The 20913-nt window shown below is 68.6% G+C and carries 18 protein-coding genes; 11 read left to right on the forward strand and 7 right to left on the reverse strand.

The annotated features are described in order from the left end of the window. The 8 genes from ACZ3HV_RS20815 (at position 1) to ACZ3HV_RS20850 (ending at position 10013) form a co-directional block, all read left to right on the forward strand. The gene (locus tag ACZ3HV_RS20815) at positions 1-1359 is read left to right on the forward strand and encodes a glutamine synthetase family protein (protein WP_465686623.1); all 1359 of its coding nucleotides are present in this window, start codon (positions 1-3) and stop codon (positions 1357-1359) included. Beyond that, positions 1340-2047 carry a gamma-glutamyl-gamma-aminobutyrate hydrolase family protein gene (locus ACZ3HV_RS20820; protein ID WP_465686624.1) on the forward strand — a complete coding sequence of 236 codons (708 nt, stop codon included), beginning with the start codon at positions 1340-1342 and terminating at the stop codon, positions 2045-2047. The genes ACZ3HV_RS20815 and ACZ3HV_RS20820 overlap by 20 nt, the downstream gene beginning before the upstream one ends. 115 nt (positions 2048-2162) lie before the next feature. Then, entirely contained in the window at positions 2163-3509 is a 1347-nt protein-coding gene (locus tag ACZ3HV_RS20825; RefSeq protein ID WP_465686625.1) for an aldehyde dehydrogenase family protein, read from the forward strand. Then, positions 3510-4286 carry a 3-oxoacyl-ACP reductase gene (locus tag ACZ3HV_RS20830; protein WP_465686626.1) on the forward strand — a complete coding sequence of 259 codons (777 nt, stop codon included), beginning with the start codon at positions 3510-3512 and terminating at the stop codon, positions 4284-4286. A 9-nt stretch (positions 4287-4295) separates the two neighbouring features. After that, positions 4296-5015 carry a FadR/GntR family transcriptional regulator gene (locus ACZ3HV_RS20835; protein WP_465686627.1) on the forward strand — a complete coding sequence of 240 codons (720 nt, stop codon included), beginning with the start codon at positions 4296-4298 and terminating at the stop codon, positions 5013-5015. A 73-nt stretch (positions 5016-5088) separates the two neighbouring features. Continuing rightward, positions 5089-6621 carry an amino acid permease gene (locus ACZ3HV_RS20840; RefSeq protein ID WP_465686628.1) on the forward strand — a complete coding sequence of 511 codons (1533 nt, stop codon included), beginning with the start codon at positions 5089-5091 and terminating at the stop codon, positions 6619-6621. 237 nt (positions 6622-6858) lie between these two features. Further along, positions 6859-9615 (forward strand): AAA family ATPase, encoded by a 2757-nt coding sequence (locus tag ACZ3HV_RS20845; RefSeq protein WP_465686629.1) that lies wholly within the window; start codon positions 6859-6861, stop codon positions 9613-9615. Between the two features lie 161 nt (positions 9616-9776). Continuing rightward, complete coding sequence (locus ACZ3HV_RS20850; RefSeq protein ID WP_360363180.1) at positions 9777-10013, forward strand: SCO4848 family membrane protein; 237 nt, start codon at positions 9777-9779, stop codon at positions 10011-10013. Here ACZ3HV_RS20850 and ACZ3HV_RS20855 read toward each other — a convergent pair. Continuing rightward, entirely contained in the window at positions 9985-10788 is an 804-nt protein-coding gene (locus ACZ3HV_RS20855) for a helix-turn-helix transcriptional regulator (protein WP_465686630.1), read from the reverse strand. The genes ACZ3HV_RS20850 and ACZ3HV_RS20855 overlap by 29 nt on opposite strands. Positions 10789-10800: 12 nt before the next feature. Here ACZ3HV_RS20855 and ACZ3HV_RS20860 point away from each other — a divergent pair, with 12 nt between their 5' ends. Further along, positions 10801-11631, forward strand: a complete 831-nt coding sequence (locus tag ACZ3HV_RS20860) for a M55 family metallopeptidase (protein WP_465686631.1) — start codon at positions 10801-10803, stop codon at positions 11629-11631. Between the two features lie 51 nt (positions 11632-11682). Next, complete coding sequence (locus ACZ3HV_RS20865) at positions 11683-12114, forward strand: DUF2000 family protein (protein ID WP_465686632.1); 432 nt, start codon at positions 11683-11685, stop codon at positions 12112-12114. 9 nt (positions 12115-12123) lie between these two features. Here ACZ3HV_RS20865 and ACZ3HV_RS20870 read toward each other — a convergent pair whose 3' ends face one another. The 5 genes from ACZ3HV_RS20870 to sdhC all read right to left on the reverse strand — a co-directional run bounded on the left by ACZ3HV_RS20870 (position 12124) and on the right by sdhC (position 16672). Further along, positions 12124-13278, reverse strand: a complete 1155-nt coding sequence (locus tag ACZ3HV_RS20870) for a WD40/YVTN/BNR-like repeat-containing protein (protein ID WP_465686633.1) — start codon at positions 13276-13278, stop codon at positions 12124-12126. A 93-nt stretch (positions 13279-13371) separates the two neighbouring features. Then, positions 13372-14076 (reverse strand): succinate dehydrogenase iron-sulfur subunit, encoded by a 705-nt coding sequence (locus tag ACZ3HV_RS20875; RefSeq protein ID WP_360363200.1) that lies wholly within the window; start codon positions 14074-14076, stop codon positions 13372-13374. Beyond that, positions 14076-15830, reverse strand: coding sequence for a succinate dehydrogenase flavoprotein subunit (sdhA, locus tag ACZ3HV_RS20880; RefSeq protein WP_465686634.1), 1755 nt, complete (start codon positions 15828-15830; stop codon positions 14076-14078). The genes ACZ3HV_RS20875 and sdhA overlap by 1 nt, the downstream gene beginning before the upstream one ends. Positions 15831-15837: 7 nt before the next feature. Continuing rightward, complete coding sequence (locus tag ACZ3HV_RS20885) at positions 15838-16293, reverse strand: succinate dehydrogenase hydrophobic membrane anchor subunit (protein WP_465686635.1); 456 nt, start codon at positions 16291-16293, stop codon at positions 15838-15840. A 1-nt stretch (position 16294) separates the two neighbouring features. Continuing rightward, positions 16295-16672, reverse strand: a complete 378-nt coding sequence (gene sdhC / locus ACZ3HV_RS20890) for a succinate dehydrogenase, cytochrome b556 subunit (RefSeq protein WP_465686636.1) — start codon at positions 16670-16672, stop codon at positions 16295-16297. A 232-nt stretch (positions 16673-16904) separates the two neighbouring features. On the opposite strand from sdhC, the gene ACZ3HV_RS20895 reads away from it, so the two are divergent. After that, a complete protein-coding gene (locus ACZ3HV_RS20895; RefSeq protein WP_465686637.1) occupies positions 16905-17720 on the forward strand; it encodes an MBL fold metallo-hydrolase in 816 nt (271 codons plus the stop codon). Between the two features lie 101 nt (positions 17721-17821). Here the strand turns inward: ACZ3HV_RS20895 and ACZ3HV_RS20900 are convergent, their stop codons facing one another. Beyond that, the gene (locus ACZ3HV_RS20900) at positions 17822-20845 is read right to left on the reverse strand and encodes a TolB family protein (protein ID WP_465686638.1); all 3024 of its coding nucleotides are present in this window, start codon (positions 20843-20845) and stop codon (positions 17822-17824) included. Positions 20846-20913 lie beyond the last annotated feature (68 nt).

Below are 20913 nucleotides of genomic sequence, written 5' to 3' on the forward strand. Positions count from 1 at the left end.
GTGAGCGCTGGCAAGTTGGGTGTGCAGGAGTTGCGGGACCTGGTGGCCTCGGGGCGGGTCGACACGGTGCTGGTGGCGATCACGGATATGCAGGGGCGGTTGCAGGGGAAGCGGTGTGGGGGGCGGTACTTCCTGGAGGAGGTGCTGAAGCACGGCACCGAGGGGTGCAACTACCTGCTGGCGGTCGACGTCGACATGAACACCGTCGGTGGGTACGCGATGTCGTCCTGGGAGCGTGGGTACGGCGACATGGTGATGGCGCCCGATCTCAACACGCTCCGGCTGGTCCCGTGGCTCGAGGCCACCGCGATGGTGCTGTGTGACGTGCAGTGGCTGGACGGATCGCCCGTGGTGGCCTCGCCGCGGCAGGTGCTGCGCGCCCAGCTGGACCGGCTGGCCGACCGTGGCCTGAAGGCGTACGTCGGGACCGAGCTGGAGTTCATCGTCTTCGACGACACGTTCGAGTCGGCCTGGGACAAGCGCTACCGCGACCTCACCCCGGCGAACCAGTACAACGTCGACTACTCGCTCCTCGGCACCGCGCGGATCGAGCCGCTGCTGCGCGACATCCGCAACGGGATGACCGGCGCCGGCCTGTACGTCGAGTCCGCGAAGGGCGAGTGCAACCTCGGCCAGCACGAGATCGCCTTCCGGTTCGACGAGGCCCTGGTCACCTGCGACAACCACTCGATCTACAAGACCGGCGCGAAGGAGATCGCCGCGAAGCACGGCAAGAGCCTGACCTTCATGGCGAAGTACGACGAACGCGAGGGCAACTCGTGTCACATCCACCTGAGCTTCCGCGCCGACGAGGGTGACGCCGTACTGGCCGGGCACCGGGAGCACGGGTTCTCCGAGCTGATGGAGCGGTTCATCGCCGGGCAGCTCGCCTGCCTGCCCGAGTTCACCTACCTGCTCGCGCCGAACATCAACTCCTACAAGCGGTTCGTCCGCGGCAGCTTCGCGCCCACCGCGGTCGCGTGGGGCCTGGACAACCGCACCTGCTCGCTGCGCGTGGTCGGCCACGGCGACTCGCTCCGGGTGGAGAACCGCCTCCCCGGCGGTGACGTGAACCCGTACCTCGCCGTCGCCGCGATCATCGCGTCCGGCCTGCACGGCATCGAGAACGAGCTGGAGCTCGAGCCACTCCTGGAGGGCAACGCGTACGACTCCGACAAGGAGCACGTGCCGTCCACCCTGCGGGAGGCGGCCGCGCTGTTCACCGGCTCGAAGATCGCCCGGACGGCGTTCGGCGACGAGATGGTCGACCACTACACCAACACGGCGCGGGTCGAGCTCGACGCGTACGACGCCGCCGTCACCGACTGGGAGCGGGTCCGTGGCTTCGAACGGCTCTGAGCGACCCCGGATCGGGATCACGACGTACCTCGAGCCGGCCACCTGGGGGATCTGGCAGCGGGAGTCCGCGATCCTCCCGCGGGTGTACCTGGATGCGGTGGCAGCGGCCGGAGGGGTGCCGCTGCTCCTGCCCCCGGTCGGCACCGATCCGACCGTCCTCGAGCTCCTGGACGGTCTGATCGTGGCCGGCGGCTGCGACGTGGACCCGTCCTCGTACGCCGCCGAGCCGCATCCGGAGACGGTCGATACCAGACCCGGACGGGACGAGCACGAACGCGTGCTGATCCAGGCCGCACTGGACCGGGATCTCCCGCTGCTCGCGATCTGCCGCGGCCTGCAGATGCTGAACGTCACGCTCGGCGGCACGCTCCATCAGCATCTGCCCGAGGTCGTCGCGAACGACGAGCACCGTCCGGCGGCGGCGGTCTTCGCGACCACCGAGGTCAAGGTCGAGCCCGACTCGCTGGCCGGTCGCATCCTCGGCGATCGCGCGACCGGGAGCTGCTACCACCACCAGGCGCTCGACGTCGTCGCGCCGGGCCTGCGGGTCACCGCCCGCGCGGGTGACGGGACGGTCGAGGCGGCCGAGGTGGACGGCCACGCCTTCGCCCTCGGCGTGCAGTGGCACCCGGAGGAGAACCCCGAAGACCTGCGGCTGTTCACCGCCTTGATCAGGAGTGCTTCATGACTGTATTGAATGCCGTGCTGCCGCACGGCGGGCCATGGGGCTTTAACTCCCGGCCTTCCCTCGTCACTCCAGTCGCTTCGCTCCCTCCGCTCCTCAGTCCAGGCCGGGAGGCCCCATGACGTACGACGTGATCAACCCGGCCACCGAGAAGGTTGTCCGCACGATCTCCCTGGCCACCGAGCAGGAGGCGGACGAGGCGATCGCCCGTGCCGCCAAGGCTTTCGAGACCTGGCGAAACGTCACCCCGGCGGACCGTGGCCGATTGCTCCGCCGGTTCGCCGATGCGGTCGATGCCGATCTGGAAAACCTTGCTGCGTTGGAGGTCGAGAACGCCGGCCACACGATCGGCAACGCGCGCTGGGAGGCGGGCAACGTCCGGGATGTGCTGAGGTACTACTCGGCCGCGCCGGAACGCCTGTTCGGCCAGCAGATCCCCGTTGCCGGTGGCATCGATATCACCATCCAGGAACCGCTCGGCGTGGTCGGCGTGATCGTGCCGTGGAACTTCCCGATGCCCATCGCCGGTTGGGGTTTCGCTCCGGCGCTTGCCGCCGGCAACACGGTTGTACTGAAGCCGGCCGAGCTCACCCCGTTGACCGCGATCCGGTTGGGCGAGCTCGCGCTGGAGGCCGGGTTGCCGCCAGGGGTGTTCGAGGTCGTGCCGGGCAAGGGGACGGTGGTCGGGCAGCGGTTCGTCACGCATCCCGCCGTACGCAAGGTGGTCTTCACCGGGTCGACCGTGGTCGGGAAGCAGATCATGGCCGGGTGTGCCGACCAGGTGAAGCGGGTGACGCTGGAGCTCGGTGGGAAGTCGGCCAACGTCGTGTTCGCCGATGCGGATCTGGAGAAGGCTGCGGCCCAGGCGCCGTACGGCGTGTTCGACAACGCCGGGCAGGACTGTTGCGCGCGATCGCGGATCCTGGTCGAGCGGACGGCGTACGAGCGGTTCATGGAGCTGCTCGAGCCGGCGGTGAAGAATTTCAAGGTCGGCGACCCGAGTGATCCGGCTACGGAGATGGGGCCCTTGATCTCGGCCGAGCAGCGCGAGCAGGTGGCGTCTTTCGTTGACAATCCTGCGATCCAAGGGACGGCGCCGACCGGGCCCGGGTTCTGGTTCCCGCCGACCGTGCTCGCGCCGGCAGGTGAGCGGGCGCTGCGCGAGGAGATCTTCGGGCCGGTGGTCGCGGTGATCCCGTTCGAGGACGAGGCGGACGCGCTGCGGATCGCGAACGACAGCGAGTACGGGCTGTCCGGCTCGATCTGGACCCGGGACGTCGGCCGGGCGCTGCGGGTCAGCCGTGGGGTCGAGGCCGGCAACCTGTCGGTGAACTCGAACTCGTCGGTCCGGTACTCGACACCGTTCGGCGGCTACAAGCAATCCGGGCTCGGCCGCGAACTCGGGCCGGACGCGCCGGCGGCGTTCACCGAGACCAAGAACATCTTCATCAGCACGGAGGACTGAATGGACGTCAAGGCTCATCGGCTCGAAGGCCGGGTCGCGGTGGTGACCGGCGGAGCCAGCGGGATCGGCCTGGCCACGGTACGGCGGCTGGCCGCGGAAGGCGCGCACGTGGTGATCGGTGACCTCGACCCGGCTGCGGGCAAAGCCGCCGCAGACGAGGTCGGCGGACTGTTCGTCGCCACCGACGTCACCGACCGAGCCGCGGTGGAGAACCTGTTCCAGCAGGCCTTCGACACCTTCGGCAGCGTGGACATCGCGTTCAACAACGCGGGGATCTCGCCGCCGGACGACGCGTCGATCCTGGACACCGGGCTGGAGGCGTGGCGCAAGGTGCAGGAGGTCAACCTGACCTCGGTGTACCTGTGCTGCAAGGCCGCGATCCCTTACATGCAACGGCAGGGCAAGGGCTCCATCATCAACACCGCGTCGTTCGTGGCCGTGATGGGTGCGGCCACGTCGCAGATCTCGTACTCCGCGTCCAAGGGCGGCGTACTGGCGATGAGCCGCGAGCTCGGGGTCGAGTTCGCCCGGCAGGGGATCCGGGTCAACGCGCTCTGCCCGGGACCGGTGAACACGCCGCTGCTGACCGAGCTGTTCGCGAAGGACCCGGAGCGGGCACAGCGGCGGCTGGTGCACGTCCCGATGGGCCGCTTCGGCGAACCCGAGGAGATCGCGGCCGCGGTCGCCTTCCTGGCCAGCGACGACTCCTCCTTCATCACCGCCAACATGTTCCTCGTCGACGGCGGAATCTCGGGCGCCTATGTAACTCCGATCTAGTCTGTTCTCATGGTTGGCCAGGCAGACGACGCGTTGTTCCGGCCGGTCCGGACCGGGAACCCGTTCGAGGAGACGGTCGAGCGGTTGCTACAGGCAATCAAGCTCGGCGTCGTCGTGCCGGGGGACCGGCTGCCGTCCGAACGTGACCTGGCCGCCCGCCTGAACGTCAGCCGGGTCACCCTCCGCGAGGCGATCCACGCGCTCGCCGAGGCCGGGTACGTCGAGTCCCGGCGCGGCCGGTACGGCGGCACCTTCGTCAACGAGCGGCTGCCGAAACCGCGCCGTACGCCGGCCAAGCGGCTCGCCCGCGAACTGGGGGACGGCCTGGAGGATGCGCTCGTACTGCGTTCCGCACTGGAGACCGGGGCTGCCGAAGCCGCCGCGTCCCGGGAGTTGAGCCCGGCCGAGCGGGACCATCTGCGCCGCAGTCTCGCGGAGACGTCCGCCGCGTCGTTGGCCGACTACCGCCGCCTCGACTCGCGGCTGCATCTGGCGATCGCGGAGGTGACCGGCTCGCCGTCGCTGACGTCCGCGACCGCCGACGTACGCATGCGCCTGAACGAGCTGCTGGACGCAATCCCTTTGCTGGAACGCAATATCGAGCACTCCAACGACCAGCACCAGGCGATCGTCGACGCGATCCTGGCGGGTGATCCCGAGACCGCGCGCAGCAGGATGCAGGAGCATCTCTCGGGGACAGCTGCTCTGCTGCGGGCCTTTCTTGCGTGATTCCTTGACAGCTGATATGACGCGTGCCTCAATTGCTCAAAGGTCTGGCAGAAGACCATTGAGGAGGTCCCCCGTGAGCAAGGACCAATCCGAAGCCGCCCCGCGGACCGACGACGAGAAACGCCTGCACCAGCTGGGGTACGCGCAGGAACTGTCCCGGACGATGTCCGGGTTCTCGAACTTCGCGGTCTCCTTCACGATCATCTCGATCCTGTCCGGCTGCCTGACGCTGTACGGGTTCGGGATGAACACCGGCGGCCCGGTGATGATCGTGTGGGGCTGGCCGATCGTCGGTGTCATGACGTTGTTCGTCGGCCTCGCGATGGCCGAGGTGTGCTCGAGCTTCCCGACCGCCGGCGGGCTGTACTACTGGAGCGCCAAACTCGCACCGTCCAACGGCGCGGCCTGGTCCTGGTTCACCGGCTGGTTCAACTTCCTCGGCCAGGTCGCGGTGACGGCCGGCATCGACTTCGGGGCGGCGTTCTTCCTGAACGCGTTCCTCGACCTGCAGTTCGGCTTCAGTACGACGCCCGGCCACACGATCCTGCTGTTCGGGATCATCCTGCTGGTGCACGGCCTGCTGAACTCGTTCGGCGTGAAGCTCGTTGCGCGACTCAACGACATCAGCGTGTGGTGGCACATCGTCGGCGTGATCTTCATCGTCGGCGCGCTCGTGTTCGTGCCGGACAAGCACCAGTCCGCCGGGTTCGTGTTCGGCCACTTCGTCAACAACACCGGGTGGAGCTCCACCTTCTACGTCGCACTGCTCGGCTTGCTGCTGGCGCAGTACACCTTCACCGGGTACGACGCCTCCGCGCACATGACCGAGGAGACGCACGACGCAGCCCGGTCGGGTCCGCGCGGGATCGTGATGTCGATCCTGGTGTCGCTGGCCGCCGGCTGGGTGCTGCTGATCGGACTCACGTTCGCGATCCAGAGCTACGACGGTGCCCTCGACAGCGACATCGGCGTACCGCCCGCACAGATCTTCATCGACGCGGTCGGCGCGGGGCTGGCCAAGATCCTGCTGCTCGTGGTGATCGGGGCGCAGTTGTTCTGCGGCATGTCCTCGGTGACGGCGAACTCGCGGATGATCTACGCGTTCTCCCGGGACGGCGCGCTGCCGGGGTCGGCGTTCTGGCACAAGATCAACCACCGGACCCGGACACCGACGAACGCGATCTGGCTGGCCGCCGGCGGAGCCTTCGTCCTCGGCCTGCCGTACCTGTGGAACGCGACCGCGTACGCCGCGGTCACGTCGATCGCGGTGATCGGCCTGTACATCGCCTACGTGCTGCCGACGCTGCTGCGGCTGATGCAGGGCGACCGCTTCGAGCCCGGCCCGTGGACCCTCGGCCGCTGGAGCCGTCCGATCCGCATCATCGCGATCGTCTGGGTCGCGTTCATCACGGTGCTGTTCATGCTTCCCCAGGTCAGCCCGGTCAGTGGTAGCACCTTCAACTACACCCCGGTCGCCGTGCTGGTCGTCCTCGGGTTCGCCGCCATCTACTGGTTCGCCTCGGCCCGCCGCTGGTTCAAGGGCCCGCAGGTCCAGGGCACCGAAGAGGAGCTCGCCGCCATCGAGCGCGACCTCGAGTCCATCTGATCCCAGCAACTTTCAACCGCTTGTCGTGCTCTTGCGCGGCAGGCGGTTGAACTTTGTCCACCGGGAGCTGCCCACCCGTGCCCCGGCACTTTCGTGCCGTCGCGACTGCTCTGATCTGGACAGCGACGGGTGACAGGATGGTGACGGGATGGTTTCCTCATATGACACTCGCCGTGTCGGATGGCCGTTGACTGTGATAATCGGCGAAGGTAAACCTTCGAGGAGTTTGTGTGATCGATGACTGACGACGAGCTGGTCGGGCGCGCCGGGCTGGTCGAGCGTGCGAACAAGCAGCTCGAGACCAGCGGCAGCGTGCTGCTCTACGGCCCGACCGGGATCGGCAAGTCGGCGCTCGGCCGCGCCCTCGTCGCGGACCGCACCCGGGCCGGCTGCCGGGTCCTCAGTGCTGCTCCGTCGCAGTCCGAAGCCGGTCTCCCGTACGTCACCCTCCTCGACCTCCTGTCCAACCAGCTCGAGCTGGCCTGGCAGGTGCTGCCCGACCACCTCCGCCAGCCGCTCGAGGTCGCCCTGCTCAAGGCCAGTGCGCCCGACACCGTGCGGGACGAGCTGGCGGTGCGCCTCGCCGTACTGCACGTGCTCCGCCGCCTGGCCGCGAGCGGACCGGTACTGCTCGTCGTGGACGACATCCAGTGGGTCGACCCGTCCAGCCTGGAGGTGCTCACCTTCTGCGCCCGCCGGCTGTCCGAGGGCGTGCACATGCTCGCCACCGAGCAGGTGGCCGACGGCGATCTTCCGGTGATGGCTGAGGCCTGCCCGGAGCCGGTGCTCCAGCTGGAGGTCCCGCCGCTCACGGAGCCCGACGTGCTCGGCCTGCTCCGGCAGCGCCTGTCCAGCCCGCTCCCGGTCCGCACGGCCCGGCGCATCTTCACCGCGAGCGCCGGCAATCCGTTCATGGCCCTTGAGCTCGGCCGCGCCGTACTGCGTCACCCGGAAGGCGTCTCGCCCAACGACCCGCTGCCGGTGTCGAGCCGGCTCAAGACCCTGCTCGGCGACCGCTTGTCCGACCTCACGACCGGCTCGCACGAGCTCCTGCTGCACGCAGCCTCGTCACCGCGCCCGACCACGACCCAGCTCACGCAGTCCCTCGCCCGGCCGATCGACACCGAGCTGGCCGAGGCGGAGGCGCTCGGACTGATCGACGTCTCCTCCGAGCGGCTGCGGTTCACGCACCCGCTGCTCCGCGAGTTCGTGTACGCCGAGGCGACCTCAGCCGCTCGTCGTCAGGCGCACGCCCAACTCGCGGCCGTGGTCGACGAGCCGGTGGAGAACGCGACCCATCGCGCCCTCGCCACCCAGGAGGCCGACCCCGAGCTCGCGGCCGCGATCGAGGAGGCTGCGACGGTCGCCGCCGGCCGGGGTGCGCCCGGCGCCGCCGCGACGCTGTGGCGCCTGGCCGCGGAGCGTACGCCGGGCACCCTGCCGGACGAGCGTGCCCGGCGACTGACCCGGGCCGCCGACGACGCGGCGGCCGCCGGGCATCTCGCGGAGTCGGCCGACATGGCGCGCCTCGCCGTACAGGCCGCGACCACGTCCGAGACCAAGGTGCCAGCGCTGTTGCTGCTGGCGGACGCGGCCTGGCCGGACCGGGATCGCCGGGTCGAGTTGCTGGACGAGGCGTTCGAGGCGTCGGTCGGCCACGAGCAGCTCGAGGCGCGGGTGCGGATCATGCGCAGCAACAGCGAGTACTTCGATCGCCGGCTCGACGAGGCGCAGGAGGATGCGCGCGTCGCCGAGCGGCTCGCCCGCGCATGCGGTGACACCGAGGCGCTGGTGGACGCGCTGAGTGCGGCGAGCTCGGTGCAGATCGCGCGTGACGCCGAGCAGACTGCGGATGCCTTGCTGCAACAGGCGGCCGAGCTGGCTCACGATCTGCCACTGACCAAGACCGTGGTGAACGCGCGGCAGATGGCCGCGATGCGTGAGCTGTTCCGCGGCCGGACCGACGAGGCGATCTGCGCGATCACCGCCTTGGTCGACGAGGTCCGTGACAACGGTGCGATGCGGTGGCTGGCGTCCGTACTGATCTCCGCGACCGCGATCTACGAGCGGAGCGGTCGTGGTGCGGACGCGCTCGCGGCCGGCCACGAGTGCTACCAGCTGATGCAGGACATCGGCGAAGAGGCCGAGGTCGGGATGATCATCGCCAGCCGCGCGGAGTGGGCCGGCGGCTCGGCGGCGATGGGACGGCAGCTGGCCGAGGCGGCGCTCGAGGGTGTCCGCCTGGTCGGGAACGACGAATGGACCGGCCCGGCGCTGGCCAGCCTCGGGCTGATCGGCGTACTGACCGGGGATCCGCAGCGTGCGGTGGAGTCGTTCGACGCGATCGCGGACTCGGGGGAGGCGGCGATGCCGTTCGACCCGGCGGTGATCCCGTGGCACGCGGACTACGCGGAGGCACTGGTCGCGGCCGGCCGGCTCGAGGACGCCGCCGCGTTGATCGCCGACATCCGGACCCGTGCGGAGACCCTGGACCGCGCGGTCGTGCGGGTCGGGCTGGCACGGTCCGAGGCCCTGATGATCGCCAAGCAGGGCGATCCAGCCGCGGCGCTGGACCTGCTGGAGGAAACCATCAGTACGGCGGGAGACCGCGTCTACCCGCTCGACCTGGCGCGCTGCGAGCTGACCCGGGGCCGGGTCGCGCGGCAGGCCCGCCGCCGGTCGGTCGCACGAACGGCCTTCCTGGATGCGATCGAGCAGTTCGAGGCGTACGGCGCTCCCGCCTGGCGCGAGGTCGCCGAGACCGAGCTCGCCCGCCTCGACGTACCGAGCCGCAGCCGCCAGCCGTCCGAGCTGACCGACAACGAGCAGCAGATCGTCGCCATGGTCCGGGACGGCTCCACCAACCGCGAGATCGCCGCAGCGCTCTACCTATCGGTGAAGGCGGTCGAGTCCCAGCTGACCCGGCTCTACCGCCGCTTCGGCGTGGCCAACCGCACCCAACTGCTCCGCATGGTGGATCGCCCCAACCCCTGAGTTTGCAGGGAAACCCTTGTTGTGACCCGTGAGTAGCTTGCCATGTCTTGCTGCTCGACGAGCCATGGACGAGGGTCGGTGGAGTGACACCACCCCTCAGCGGGGCGACCGGGTGAGGCGCGGCCGCCCCGCTTCACAGGTCCGGGGGGGACAATGGCCCGGTGAAACTCGAACGCAAACATGCGCTTGTCCTGCTGGGGATCGCCGTCTGGAACGTCGTCACGTACCTGCGCTTCATCAAGGCGCTCGTCGACACCGAGGGTCGCCCGACCGGGTACTACGTCGCGCACACCATCCTGATCATCGTGAACCTGCTGATCGCCGCCCTGCTCGGCACCTGGGGTGTCCGGGCCTACAAGGCGGCAAAGGTCAGCGCCGCACAAAACTCGACGGTGTGACCCCGAGCATCTTCCGGAAGTGCCGGTTCAGGTGCGACTGGTCGTAGAAGCCGGCCAGCGTCGCCACCTCGGCCGCCGGGCGCCCGTCAAGCAGGTACCGCCGAGCCAGGTCCACCCGCCGCCCGGTCAGATACCGATGCGGCGGCATGCCGTACTCCCGGCTGAACGCTCGCACCAGATACGCCGGATGCGCGTGCACGAGCTTCGCCGCGTCGTCCAGCGTGATCCCGGCGGGCACATTCGCATCCAGTACGTCGCGCAGCCGCGAAGCGACTCCTGGATCGCGCAGCTCGGCCGGATCGACGACCTGGCGACGGAGATGCTGCTTCAGCCGTTCTTCGATCAGCGTCAGCCGGCTCTGCGCCTCCAGATCCTCCCGGCCGTCGACCAGGATTCCGTGCAACTGGTGAATCCGGTGCCTCAGCAGCGGATCGACGTACTCGGGCTGGTCGACGGCCGCACCGATCAGGTTGTCGCCGAGCCGATCGGGCTCCAGGTACAGCACCCGCTTGCGGAATCCCTCCGGCCGGACCGACCGCCCGTCGTGCGGCACGTGCGGCGGTAGCAGCGAGACCTGCGCCTGGGCCAGGCCGTGCTCGCGGTGGTCCAGGTCGTAGCGGACGGCACCCTCGTCGACGATCAGCACGGTCCAGGCGTCGTGGGTGTGACTCGGGTACGCGTGCGACGGGAAGTGGGCATGCAGGACCTCGACGACCCCGCTCAACCCGGGCCGCCACGCCTTGACCTCGGCGCCACTGCTCACGGTCAAGAACATACGCTTCCTTCCGTGAAGGTCTACATCAGCGCGGACATGGAAGGCATCACCGGACTCGTCGACGCGGAGGACGTCCAGCCGCCGGGCCGGGACTACGAACGCGGCCGCGTGCTGATGACCGAGGACGTGAACGCCGCCGTCCGCGGTGCGTACGGCGCCGGCGCGACGTCGGTCCTCGTGAACGACGCCCACGGCCCGATGCGCAACCTCCTCCCGGAACTGCTCGACCCCCGCGCCACGCTGATCAAGGGCCGCCCGAAGCCGATGGGCATGATCGAGGGCCTGACCAGCGAGTACGACGCCGTGCTCTGCGTCGGCTTCCACGCCCGCGCCGGCGTTCTCGGCGTACTCAGCCACAGCTTCATGGGCCACGAGATCGAGGACATCTGGCTCGACGACGAGGCCACCGGCGAGATCGGCCTCCTCCACGCCGCGTCCTCGGCGTACGGCGTACCCGTTGCTCTCCTGACCGGTGACGACACGGCCTGCGCGGAGATGAAGGCCTGGGATCCCGCTGTCGCCACGGTCCCGGTCAAATACGCCAAGGACCGCTTCGCTGCCCAGCTGGTCCCCGTCGCCGAGGCTCGCGCCGCGATCGAAACCACCACCACCGAAGCCCTCCGTTCCCTCCCTGGCATCGCCGCCAACCCCGCCACCACCCGCCGCCTGACCGTCCGCTGGCAATCCGCCTCGGTCACCTCCCACCTCACCGCCATCCCCGGAGTCACCCGCCGCGACGACCGCACAGTGACCGTCGAAGGCGACACCCTCCACCTCTACCGCCTCTTCAACCTCTTCCTCCGCGTAGCCACGGCCGTCACCTCCAACCCGCCGTACTGCTAGAGGTTTGGAACGTACAAGCCAGGCAGGTGTGCGGCAGGGCAGTCTGCTGGGGTGACTGATGAAGCTGAGCCGATCCGGTTCGACACGAAGATCGCGGTCTTGCTGCGGGACGACCTTGCGGTCTGGCAGCGCTTGAACGTGACGGCTTTCATGGTGAGTGGGATCGCGGGAACGCATCCTGAGGTCGTCGGGGAGCCGTACGAGGATGCTGACGGGACCCGGTATCTGCCGATGTTCCGGCAGCCGGTGCTGGTGTTCGAGGGGTCCAAGGAGTTCATGGCGATCGCCCACGAGCGGGCGCTCCGGCGAGAGATCGAGCACTCCGTCTTCACCCAGGACTTGTTTGCTACTGGCAACGACCGGGACAATCGCGCCGCGGTCCGGGCGGTCCCGACGGCTGAGCTCGACTTGGTCGGGATCGCCATCTACGGCCCGAAGAACGCCGTCGACAAGATCCTCAAAGGCGCCACGATGCACCCGTGACTTGGTAGGTCAGCGGGGGATGAAGGTTTGCCAGGTTTTGCCTCGGTCGGTGCTGGTGGCTACCTGGATGGTTCGCTGGTTGGAGACTTTCGGGCCGTAGAGGAGTTGGGTGTCGCCGGTCAGGTGGGTGAAGGTGCCGGGGGCTCCGGGCTCCGGTTCGGCGCCGTCGGTGGTGATTCGGTAGAGCTGGGGTGTTGGGTGGCCGGATCGGGAGCCGAGCATGACCGCGGTGCCGTCGTCGAAGGCGACCGGCGCGGTCTTCAGGTTCTGGGGAACTTGCTGGACCGTCGTCCAGTGGGCGCCTCGATCGGTCGAGAGCCGCATCGATGCGACCGTCTCGCTCCGGCTGTCGATGGCGACCGCGGTCGCCACCAGGGTGCTGCCGTCCGGGCTGACCGTCAGTCGTCCGCGCTGGTTCGTCTCGTCGAGCGGCGCCGACTCCCAGGACGCTCCACCGTCGTCGGTCCAGATGATGTCCGTCCGGCCGATCCCCGACAGCATCCAGCAGCGGCCGGTGGTGTCGCAGACGGGTGACCTCGTGCCCTGCGTCTGCAGCATCCGGACGGTCCACTCCTCGGGGTTCACGACGACGATCCGTCCCGGCACGATCCGGTCGGTGAGGATTTCGCCGCGCTGGAAGGTCCGCGTCGGCAGGACGTACCGCAGCCGCGACGTCACCGGGCCGTCGTAGGTCAGGCGGAACAGCACGGTCGTGTCTCCGGTCAGCGTGCCCTCCCGCGGCGGCGCCACCGCGATCGCCTCGTCACCGGTGCGCAGTGTCACGTACGGCACCGACCACTCCGGAGCGATGGCCTTGGCGCCGTCCCGGTCGATCACCGCCGAGTAGCGGCACCTCGGGCCGGTGGAGCAGTCGGCCCAGCCGGCCGCCCAGCGGTTCGGCGTCACCATCGTGATCGACCGCACCTGGGCCGACGCCGCGTTCACGACGGTGGACCCGTCCTTCACGGCGGACGCGGGAAGGATGGCGGTCGGTGGGTCAATGCTCCCGGTCCGGCCGGTGATCCCGACGACGAGCGCGAGTACGACGGCTGTGGTGGCGGCCGCGATGCCGACGATCAGCAGCGGTGGCCAGCGCCGGGGTACGCCGAGACGCTCCAGCCGCTCGACCAGGTGAGCGTAGGAGCGGTCGACGATCGCGCGCACGCGCGGCACAGTCACCCCCGGGGTAGCCAGCAGCCTCCGCCCCCTTCGACGTCCCGGGGCAGAGGCTGGTTGCGGAGTGAAGCTTAGATCACCTCACACGCGGCGGAAAATGAGCGCTCGCTTCACTTCCTGGATGGCCTTGGTGACCTCGATGCCGCGGGGGCAGGCGTCGGTGCAGTTGAAGGTGGTCCGGCAGCGCCAGACGCCTTCCTTGTCGTTCAGGATCTCCAGCCGCTGCTCGGTGCCCTCGTCGCGGCTGTCGAAGATGAACCGGTGCGCGCCGACGATCGCCTGCGGGCCGAAGTACTGGCCGTCGGACCAGAACACCGGGCAGGACGTCGTACACGCGGCGCACAGGATGCACTTGGTGGTGTCGTCGAAGCGGTCCCGGTCGGCCTGGGACTGGATCCGCTCCCGGGTCGGCTCGTGGCCGCTGGTGACCAGGAACGGCATCACCGAGCGGTACGCGTCGAAGAACGGCTCCATGTCGACGACCAGGTCCTTGAGCACCGGCAGGCCCTTGATGGGCTCGACGGTGATCTCCTTGTCCGGGTTCAGGTCCTTGATCAGCGTCTTGCAGGCCAGCCGGTTCCGGCCGTTGATCCGCATCGCGTCCGAGCCGCAGACGCCGTGCGCGCAGGACCGCCGGAAGGTCAGCGTGCCGTCCTGCTCCCACTTGATCTTGTGCAGGGCGTCCAGGACCCGGTCGGTCGGCTGCAGGGTGACGGCGTACGTCTTCCACTCGGCCTCGTCGACGACCTCGGGGTTGTACCGCAGGATCTTGACCTTGACGTCCATCAGTACTTCCGCTCCATCGGCTTGTAGCGGGTCTGGATCACCGGTTTGTAGTCGAGCCGGATGTTGACTGTTTCGCTACCGTCCTCGGCAACCGAGATCTCGCGGTACGCCATCGTGTGCCGCATGAAGTTGACGTCGTCCCGGGTCGCGTAGTCCTCCCGGAAGTGCCCGCCGCGAGACTCCTTGCGGGCGAGTGCGCCCGCCACCAGCACCTCGGCCAGGTCGATCAGGAAGCCGAGCTCGACCGCCTCGAGCAGGTCGGTGTTGAACCGCTTGCCCTTGTCCTGGACCCCGACCCGGGCGAACCGCTGCTTCAGCGCCTCGATGTCGACCAGCGCCTGCTTCAGCGAACCCTCGGTCCGGTACACCTGCGCGTTCAGGTCCATCGTCGCCTGCAGATCGGACCGGATCGCCGCGATCCGCTCCTCGCCGGCCGAGTTCCGCAGTCCCTCGACCAGGTCGACGACGTACGCCTCGGGCTGGGCAGGCAGTTCCTCGAAGACCGCCGTCTCCGCGTACTCCGCGGCCGCGATCCCGGCACGCCGGCCGAACACGTTGATGTCGAGCAGCGAGTTCGTGCCGAGCCGGTTCGCGCCGTGCACGGACACGCAGGCGACCTCTCCGGCGGCGTACAGGCCCGGGATCACGTCGTCGTTGTTGGCCAGCGCCTCGCCCTTGATGTTGGTCGGGATGCCGCCCATCGCGTAGTGCGCGGTCGGGAAGACCGGGATCTGCTCGGTGTACGGCTCCACACCCAGGTAGGTCCGCGCGAACTCGGTGATGTCCGGCAGCTTCGCGTCGATGTGCGCGGGCTCCAGGTGGGTCAGGTCGAGCATCACGTACGCGCCGTCCGGACCGCAGCCGCGGCCCTCGCGGACCTCGTTCGCCATCGCGCGGGCGACCATGTCCCGGGGCGCCAGGTCCTTCACGGTCGGGGCGTAGCGCTCCATGAAGCGCTCGTTGTCCTTGTTCCGCAGGATGCCGCCCTCGCCACGTGCGGCCTCGGACAGCAGTACGCCGAGACCCGCCAGGCCGGTCGGGTGGAACTGGAAGAACTCCATGTCCTCCAGCGGCAGGCCCTTGCGCCAGACGATGCCCATCCCGTCGCCGGTCAGCGTGTGCGCGTTGGACGTCGTACGGAAGACCTTGCCGAAACCGCCGGACGCGAAGATCACGGACTTGGCCGAGAACACGTGCAGCTCGCCGGTGGCCAGCTCGTAGGCGACCACGCCGCTCGCCTTGCCGTCGGTCATCAGCAGGTCGAGGACGTAGAACTCGTTGAAGAACTCGACGTTCTGCTTGATGCACTGCTGGTAGAGCGTCTGCAGGATCATGTGACCGGTGCGGTCGGCGGCGAAGCAGGAACGCCGTACGACGGCCTCACCGTGGTTGCGGGTGTGGCCGCCGAAGAACCGCTGGTCGATCTTGCCCTCGGCGGTCCGGTTGAACGGCAAGCCCATCTTCTCCAGGTCGAGGACCGCGTCGACGGCCTCCCGGCACATCACCTCGGCCGCGTCCTGGTCGACCAGGAAGTCACCACCCTTGACCGTGTCGAAGGTGTGCCACTCCCAGTTGTCCTCCTCGACGTTGGCCAGCGCGGCGCACATGCCGCCCTGGGCCGCACCGGTGTGCGACCGGGTCGGGTAGAGCTTGGTGAGCACCGCGGTCCGGGTCCGCTTGCTGGACTCGAGGGCGGCGCGCATTCCCGCACCACCCGCGCCGACGATGATGACGTCGTACTGATGCTGCTGCATGACTTCCTTACTTACAGACCGACAGTGTGCTGTTCGGGTCGAGGCAGGGGTCGAACGTGAAGATCACCAGGGTGCCGAGGACGACGATCACGATCGCCGCCGTGATCAGCAAGGCCTTGAGCCAGAACCGGGTCTGGTCCTTCTCGGCGTAGTCGTTGACGATCGTGCGCAGCCCGTTGGTGCCGTGCAGCATCGCCAGCCACAGCATCAGCAGGTCCCAGACCTGCCAGAGCGGGTTGGCCCACTTGCCGGCCACGAAGCCGAAGTCCAGCGCGGTGATCCCGCCGCCGAGCATCAGGTTCACGAACAGGTGGCCGAGCACCAGGACGACGAGGGCCAGGCCGGACAGCCGCATGAACAGCCAGCCGTACAGCTCGAAGTTGGTCTGCCCGGACCGGTTCCGGCCGCCGCCCTTCAGCGAGCGGGAGCGCGAGCTGGACCGGGGTGCCGCGATCTCACTCATCTCAGCCTCCGAACACGTGGGTCAGATGGCGGATGACGAACGGGACGAACAGGACGACCCAGATCACTCCGACGCCGATCATCAGCTGCCGCTGGTAGCGCGGGCCCTTGGCCCAGAAGTCGATCAGGATCAGCCGGATGCCGTTGAACGCGTGGAACAGGATCGCGGCCACCAGGCCGACCTCGAGCAGGCCGACGATCGGGTTCTTGTAGGTGCCGATCACCTCGTTGTAGGCCTCCGGGGAGACCCGGACCAGCGCGGTGTCCAGCACGTGCACCAGCAGGAAGAAGAAGATCCCCACACCGGTGATCCGGTGCGCGACCCATGACCACATGCCCTCCCGGCCGCGGTAGAGCGTGCCGGCTGGTTTGCTGGGCACCAGATCCTCCTCGGACGAGTTCACCAAATCGCTTCGATGCTAGACCCGCTCGTCGAGGTGACATGTCCTGACAGATGTGACATCGGTCGCGATGCGTGTGAGATCGGTCGCGTAGTGGCCCACCGGGCGGAGCCCGCAGTGGCCCTCGACGGTGAGCCTTCGATGCTCTTGACTTCAACTGAGCTTGAACGCGTTGGCTTATGGCACATCACAGCTGAGGGGAGAAACTACGGTGAGTTTCTGGATCTGTGCGACCTGTGCGGTCGAGCACTCCGAGCAGGTGGAGGTCTGCGCGATCTGCGCCGACGAGCGCCAGTGGGTGCCGGCCGACGGCCAGCACTGGACCACGCTCGAGGAACTGGCCGCGGCCGGGACCCAGGTCACCATCGACGAGGTCGAGCCGGACCTGTACGGCGTCCGCTCGAAACCGCCGGTCGGGATCGGCCAGCAGTCGATGCTGCTCCGGACGGCCGAGGGCAACCTGCTCTGGGACCCGATCGGGTACGTCGACGACGACGCCGTACGCCGGGTTCGTGAGCTCGGCGACGTGGTCGGGATCATCGCGAGCCACCCGCACATGTACGGCGTCCAGGTCGAGTGGAGCCACCGGCTCGGCGACGTACCGGTCTACGTGTCCGAGCCGGACGCGGAGTGGGTGGCCCGGCAGGATCCGGTGATCCGGACCTGGGCGGGCAAACTCACCCCGCTACCGGGTGTGACCGTGATCCAGCCGGGCGGGCACTTCCCGGGCAGCGCGGTGGTGCACTGGGCGAACGGTGCCGAGGGCAAGGGGGTGATCCTGTCCGGCGACACGATCTTCGCCAACCCGGACCGCACCTCGGTCAGCTTCATGCGCAGCTACCCGAACCGGATCCCGCTGTCCGGCGCGGTCGTCGACCGGGTCGCCCGCGCCCTCGACCCGTTCGAGTACGACCGCCTCTACAACAACTTCGGCTCCACGATCCCGGTCGACGCCAAGGCCGTCGTACGCCGCTCCGCCGACCGCCACGCAGCCTGGACCCGCGGCGACTACGACCACCTGACCTGATTGGTGCGGAAGGACAGGACGTATACGCCCACTGGCCGGCAGATCACGCTCGGAGTGACCTGCCGGGGCAGCGGAATCGGCGCTACCTCCTGTCCTTCTGCTCAGGTGCGGCCGACCGCGAGGCCGTCGATCTGGACGAGTTTGCCGCTGGATGCAGAGACGAACTTCAGCGTGCCGCTGAAGAGCGTGCTCAGGACCGGAAGGCCGAGCAGGACTTGGCGGTGCGTGGTTGGGTAGGCCAGGTTCACCGTGGTCAGGCGGGTGTTCCCGGCGTACACCGCGACCGACCCGCAGGTTGGGCAGCGAGTGGCGACCAGGAAGAACCGCTTGCCCTGCACGGTCCGCGTCAGGGACTTGCCGTACGCCGTGGTCTGCGTCGTCGTCCCGTAGTAGAACGTCGATCCGGTCGCCCGGGTCCAGCCGGTCGAGGCCATTGTCAGCGATCGATCGTCGAGCGGCCGGGAGACGCACCGGTCGGCACTCCACCCACCGACGTTCCCGAACTTGTCCTTCGCCCGAACGGAGGCGCAGTACTCGTACCCGGCCGCGACCGCGAGGTTCATCGACGTAGCGGTCGTGTTCGTCCACGGCTGCACGTAGTCGCCGTACGGCCCGGCGGAGGTGGCCCGGCGGTAGCGCACGTCGTACGACGCGACCCCGCCGGCATCCGTGGCCGACACCGTCAGCGTCGCCGTCGCGGCGACCGACGACTGATACGCCGGCCCCGTCATCCGAGCCACCGGCCCGGTCGCGTCCGCGGTGAGGATGCGGAAAGCCCTGGTCACCCGGCCGTCGGGCTCCTTGGCGGCGATGATCAGCAGGTTGTCTCCCGACCGCAGGTTCGTCGCCGTGAAGGGCGAGGTGCACGGGCCCAAGTTCCGCAGCGGGAGGCCGCAGCTGAACGTCGTCCCCGGCATCAGCGCCGACGAGTCGAAGGCGACCGAGGTCTGCGGACCCACCACCGCCGGCGTCTGCCCGATCGTGATTCCGAGCTGCTGCCAGGCGATGTCGAGGCGCGAGCCCCCGACGTATTCGTTCTCCAGTTCGATCGGAGCGAATTGCAGGCTGTCGATGTTGAGCCGGTAGATCTGCCCACTACCGCTCAACGCCAGCAAAGTACCGCCATACGGGTTCCAGCTGATCGAACGGACCGGGGCGTCGAGCTGCAGACTCGACAGCACCTTGGTGGACCAGAGGTCGACGAACTTGACGGTGCGATCGGAGCCGAACGCGACCAGCTCCCCGTCGGGTGACACTCGCACCGGCATGCCGTCCGCGGCTGCCGTCGGCGCCGGCAGCGTCGCGACCCGCGCGCCGCCGGGTGCCGCCTGGATCCGGGCGAACCGGTCGTCGCCGTCGAACCGCCGGTCGGTGACGACGAGCGTCCGCCCGTCCGGCATCCAGCTCGGACTGGTCACGTCGCAGGCGACTTTCTCCGGCGTGCCGCCGGTGGCCGCGATCGTGTACACGCACGGCAGGTCGTTCTCGGGGGACTGGAAGGCGATCCGCGTTCCGTCCGGTGACCACGAGAGGTGGGTGATCGCCGCCGGCGTCGTCCACAACTTGACCGCCGTACCGAGTCCGCTAGGTTCGAAGCGCTGGGTCCACAGCGCCTTCTCGCCGTCCGTCGTCACGTAGGCCAGCGATCGGCCGTCCGGTGCGGCTGTCACGGACTCCTTCGGCGTGACCGAGTTGCTGTTCGCGACCGGGACGATGTAGCCCCCCAGGGTCGCCGCCATGAGGTTACTCGGCCGACCCGCGGTCAGAGCGATTTGGTCCGTCGCGCGTCCTGCTGCATGAGGCGGGCTCGCGGGGCCTTCACCCACCTCGTTGACGATCGAGAGCGCGTAGGTGGTGCCGGGCTTCGGGGCGAATTCGGTGAGGCGCATCCACTCCTTGGGGTGCAGGTCGGGTTCGATCCACTGCGTGGTCTCCACGCCGTTCAGGTAGCGGTGCAGGAAGTAGCCGCGGACAGGTGTACCGCCGGCGATCGTCCAGGTCTGCCAGCTCAGCGAGACCCCGGTGTAGGTGGGAGCGACGTTGATGCCGTCCGGCGCCTTGGGGAGCGAGATCGATGTACCGGTCATCAGGACGCTGTGCGCCCGGTTGGAGTCCGAATCGAAGATCGTCAGCCGGTCCGAGAACTCACCTCTGCCGTAGTCGCCGAAGGCCTCGAACTTCAAGGTCAGGGTGCACGACGCACCGGGTTCCAGGGGCGCCCAGCAGTCTCGGTCGGCGATCTTCCACACGTCGTTACCGCTGAGGTAGATCTGGCCGAAGTGGAACGGCTCGGTGCCGGTGTTCTTCAGTGTGAGCGGAATGCTCTTGGAGGTGCCGATCATCACCCGACCGGCGTCCAGCTTCTCCGGCGCGATGGACAGGAGGGTGTAACCGAGGGTGCTCTTGAAGCGGATCTCGAGAACCGCAGTGCTCTGGGCGCCTGGGCAGGAGGCACCCAGCGAGGATGCGAACGTCTCGAGTTGCAGGTCAGGTGTGTAGCTCAGCGCCGTGACCCGGAAAACGCCTGTGGTCGTGCAGGTGCGCTCGCCCTGGGTCAGCTCGATCGGCACCTCGTGGTACCCCGGACCGGCCAGAAAAGCCGGCATCTTCAGCTTCAGGGAACCTGCCGTCAAGGTCCGGGTGCCGTCGACGGGCGCGGAGGCGGTGACGGGACCAGCGGTCTCGTTCTGGAGCCAGGTGACGCCGTCGCTGCGGAAGGCGTCCAGGGCGAGTACGTCGGTGTCGCCGACCGCCGGTGCTTCGGCGACGCGAGTGGCCTTGACCTCGGGGCTGGTGATCGGGTCGGAGTCGGTGGTGGCTACGACGCGGTAGTCGGCGGTGGTGCCGGCGGCGATGGTCTCGTCGATCCAGGTGGTGGTCGAGGTCGTCAGGGGGCCGCTGATGTCTTGCCAGTCGGTGGTTTGTTTGCGTTCGACGCGGTACGCCGTGGCGTCGACGGTGTCCCAGGTGACGCCGATGCCGGTGCGGGTCGGGAAGACCTGGGCGGTCGGGGTGGTGACGGCCTCGTCACCGAAGGCGGCATGGGCGATGAAGGGGACCGTGATGGCCGCGAGAGCGGTGGCCAGGGAAGTACGGAACAGGGTGGGTTTGCGGGCGCGGCGCATTCAATCTCCAGGGCAGGGGACTCCGGCGCACCCCGAGATCGCACCGGCGAAGGCAAAGAACTATCGGG

The sequence above is a fragment of the Kribbella sp. NPDC020701 genome (assembly GCF_055562215.1).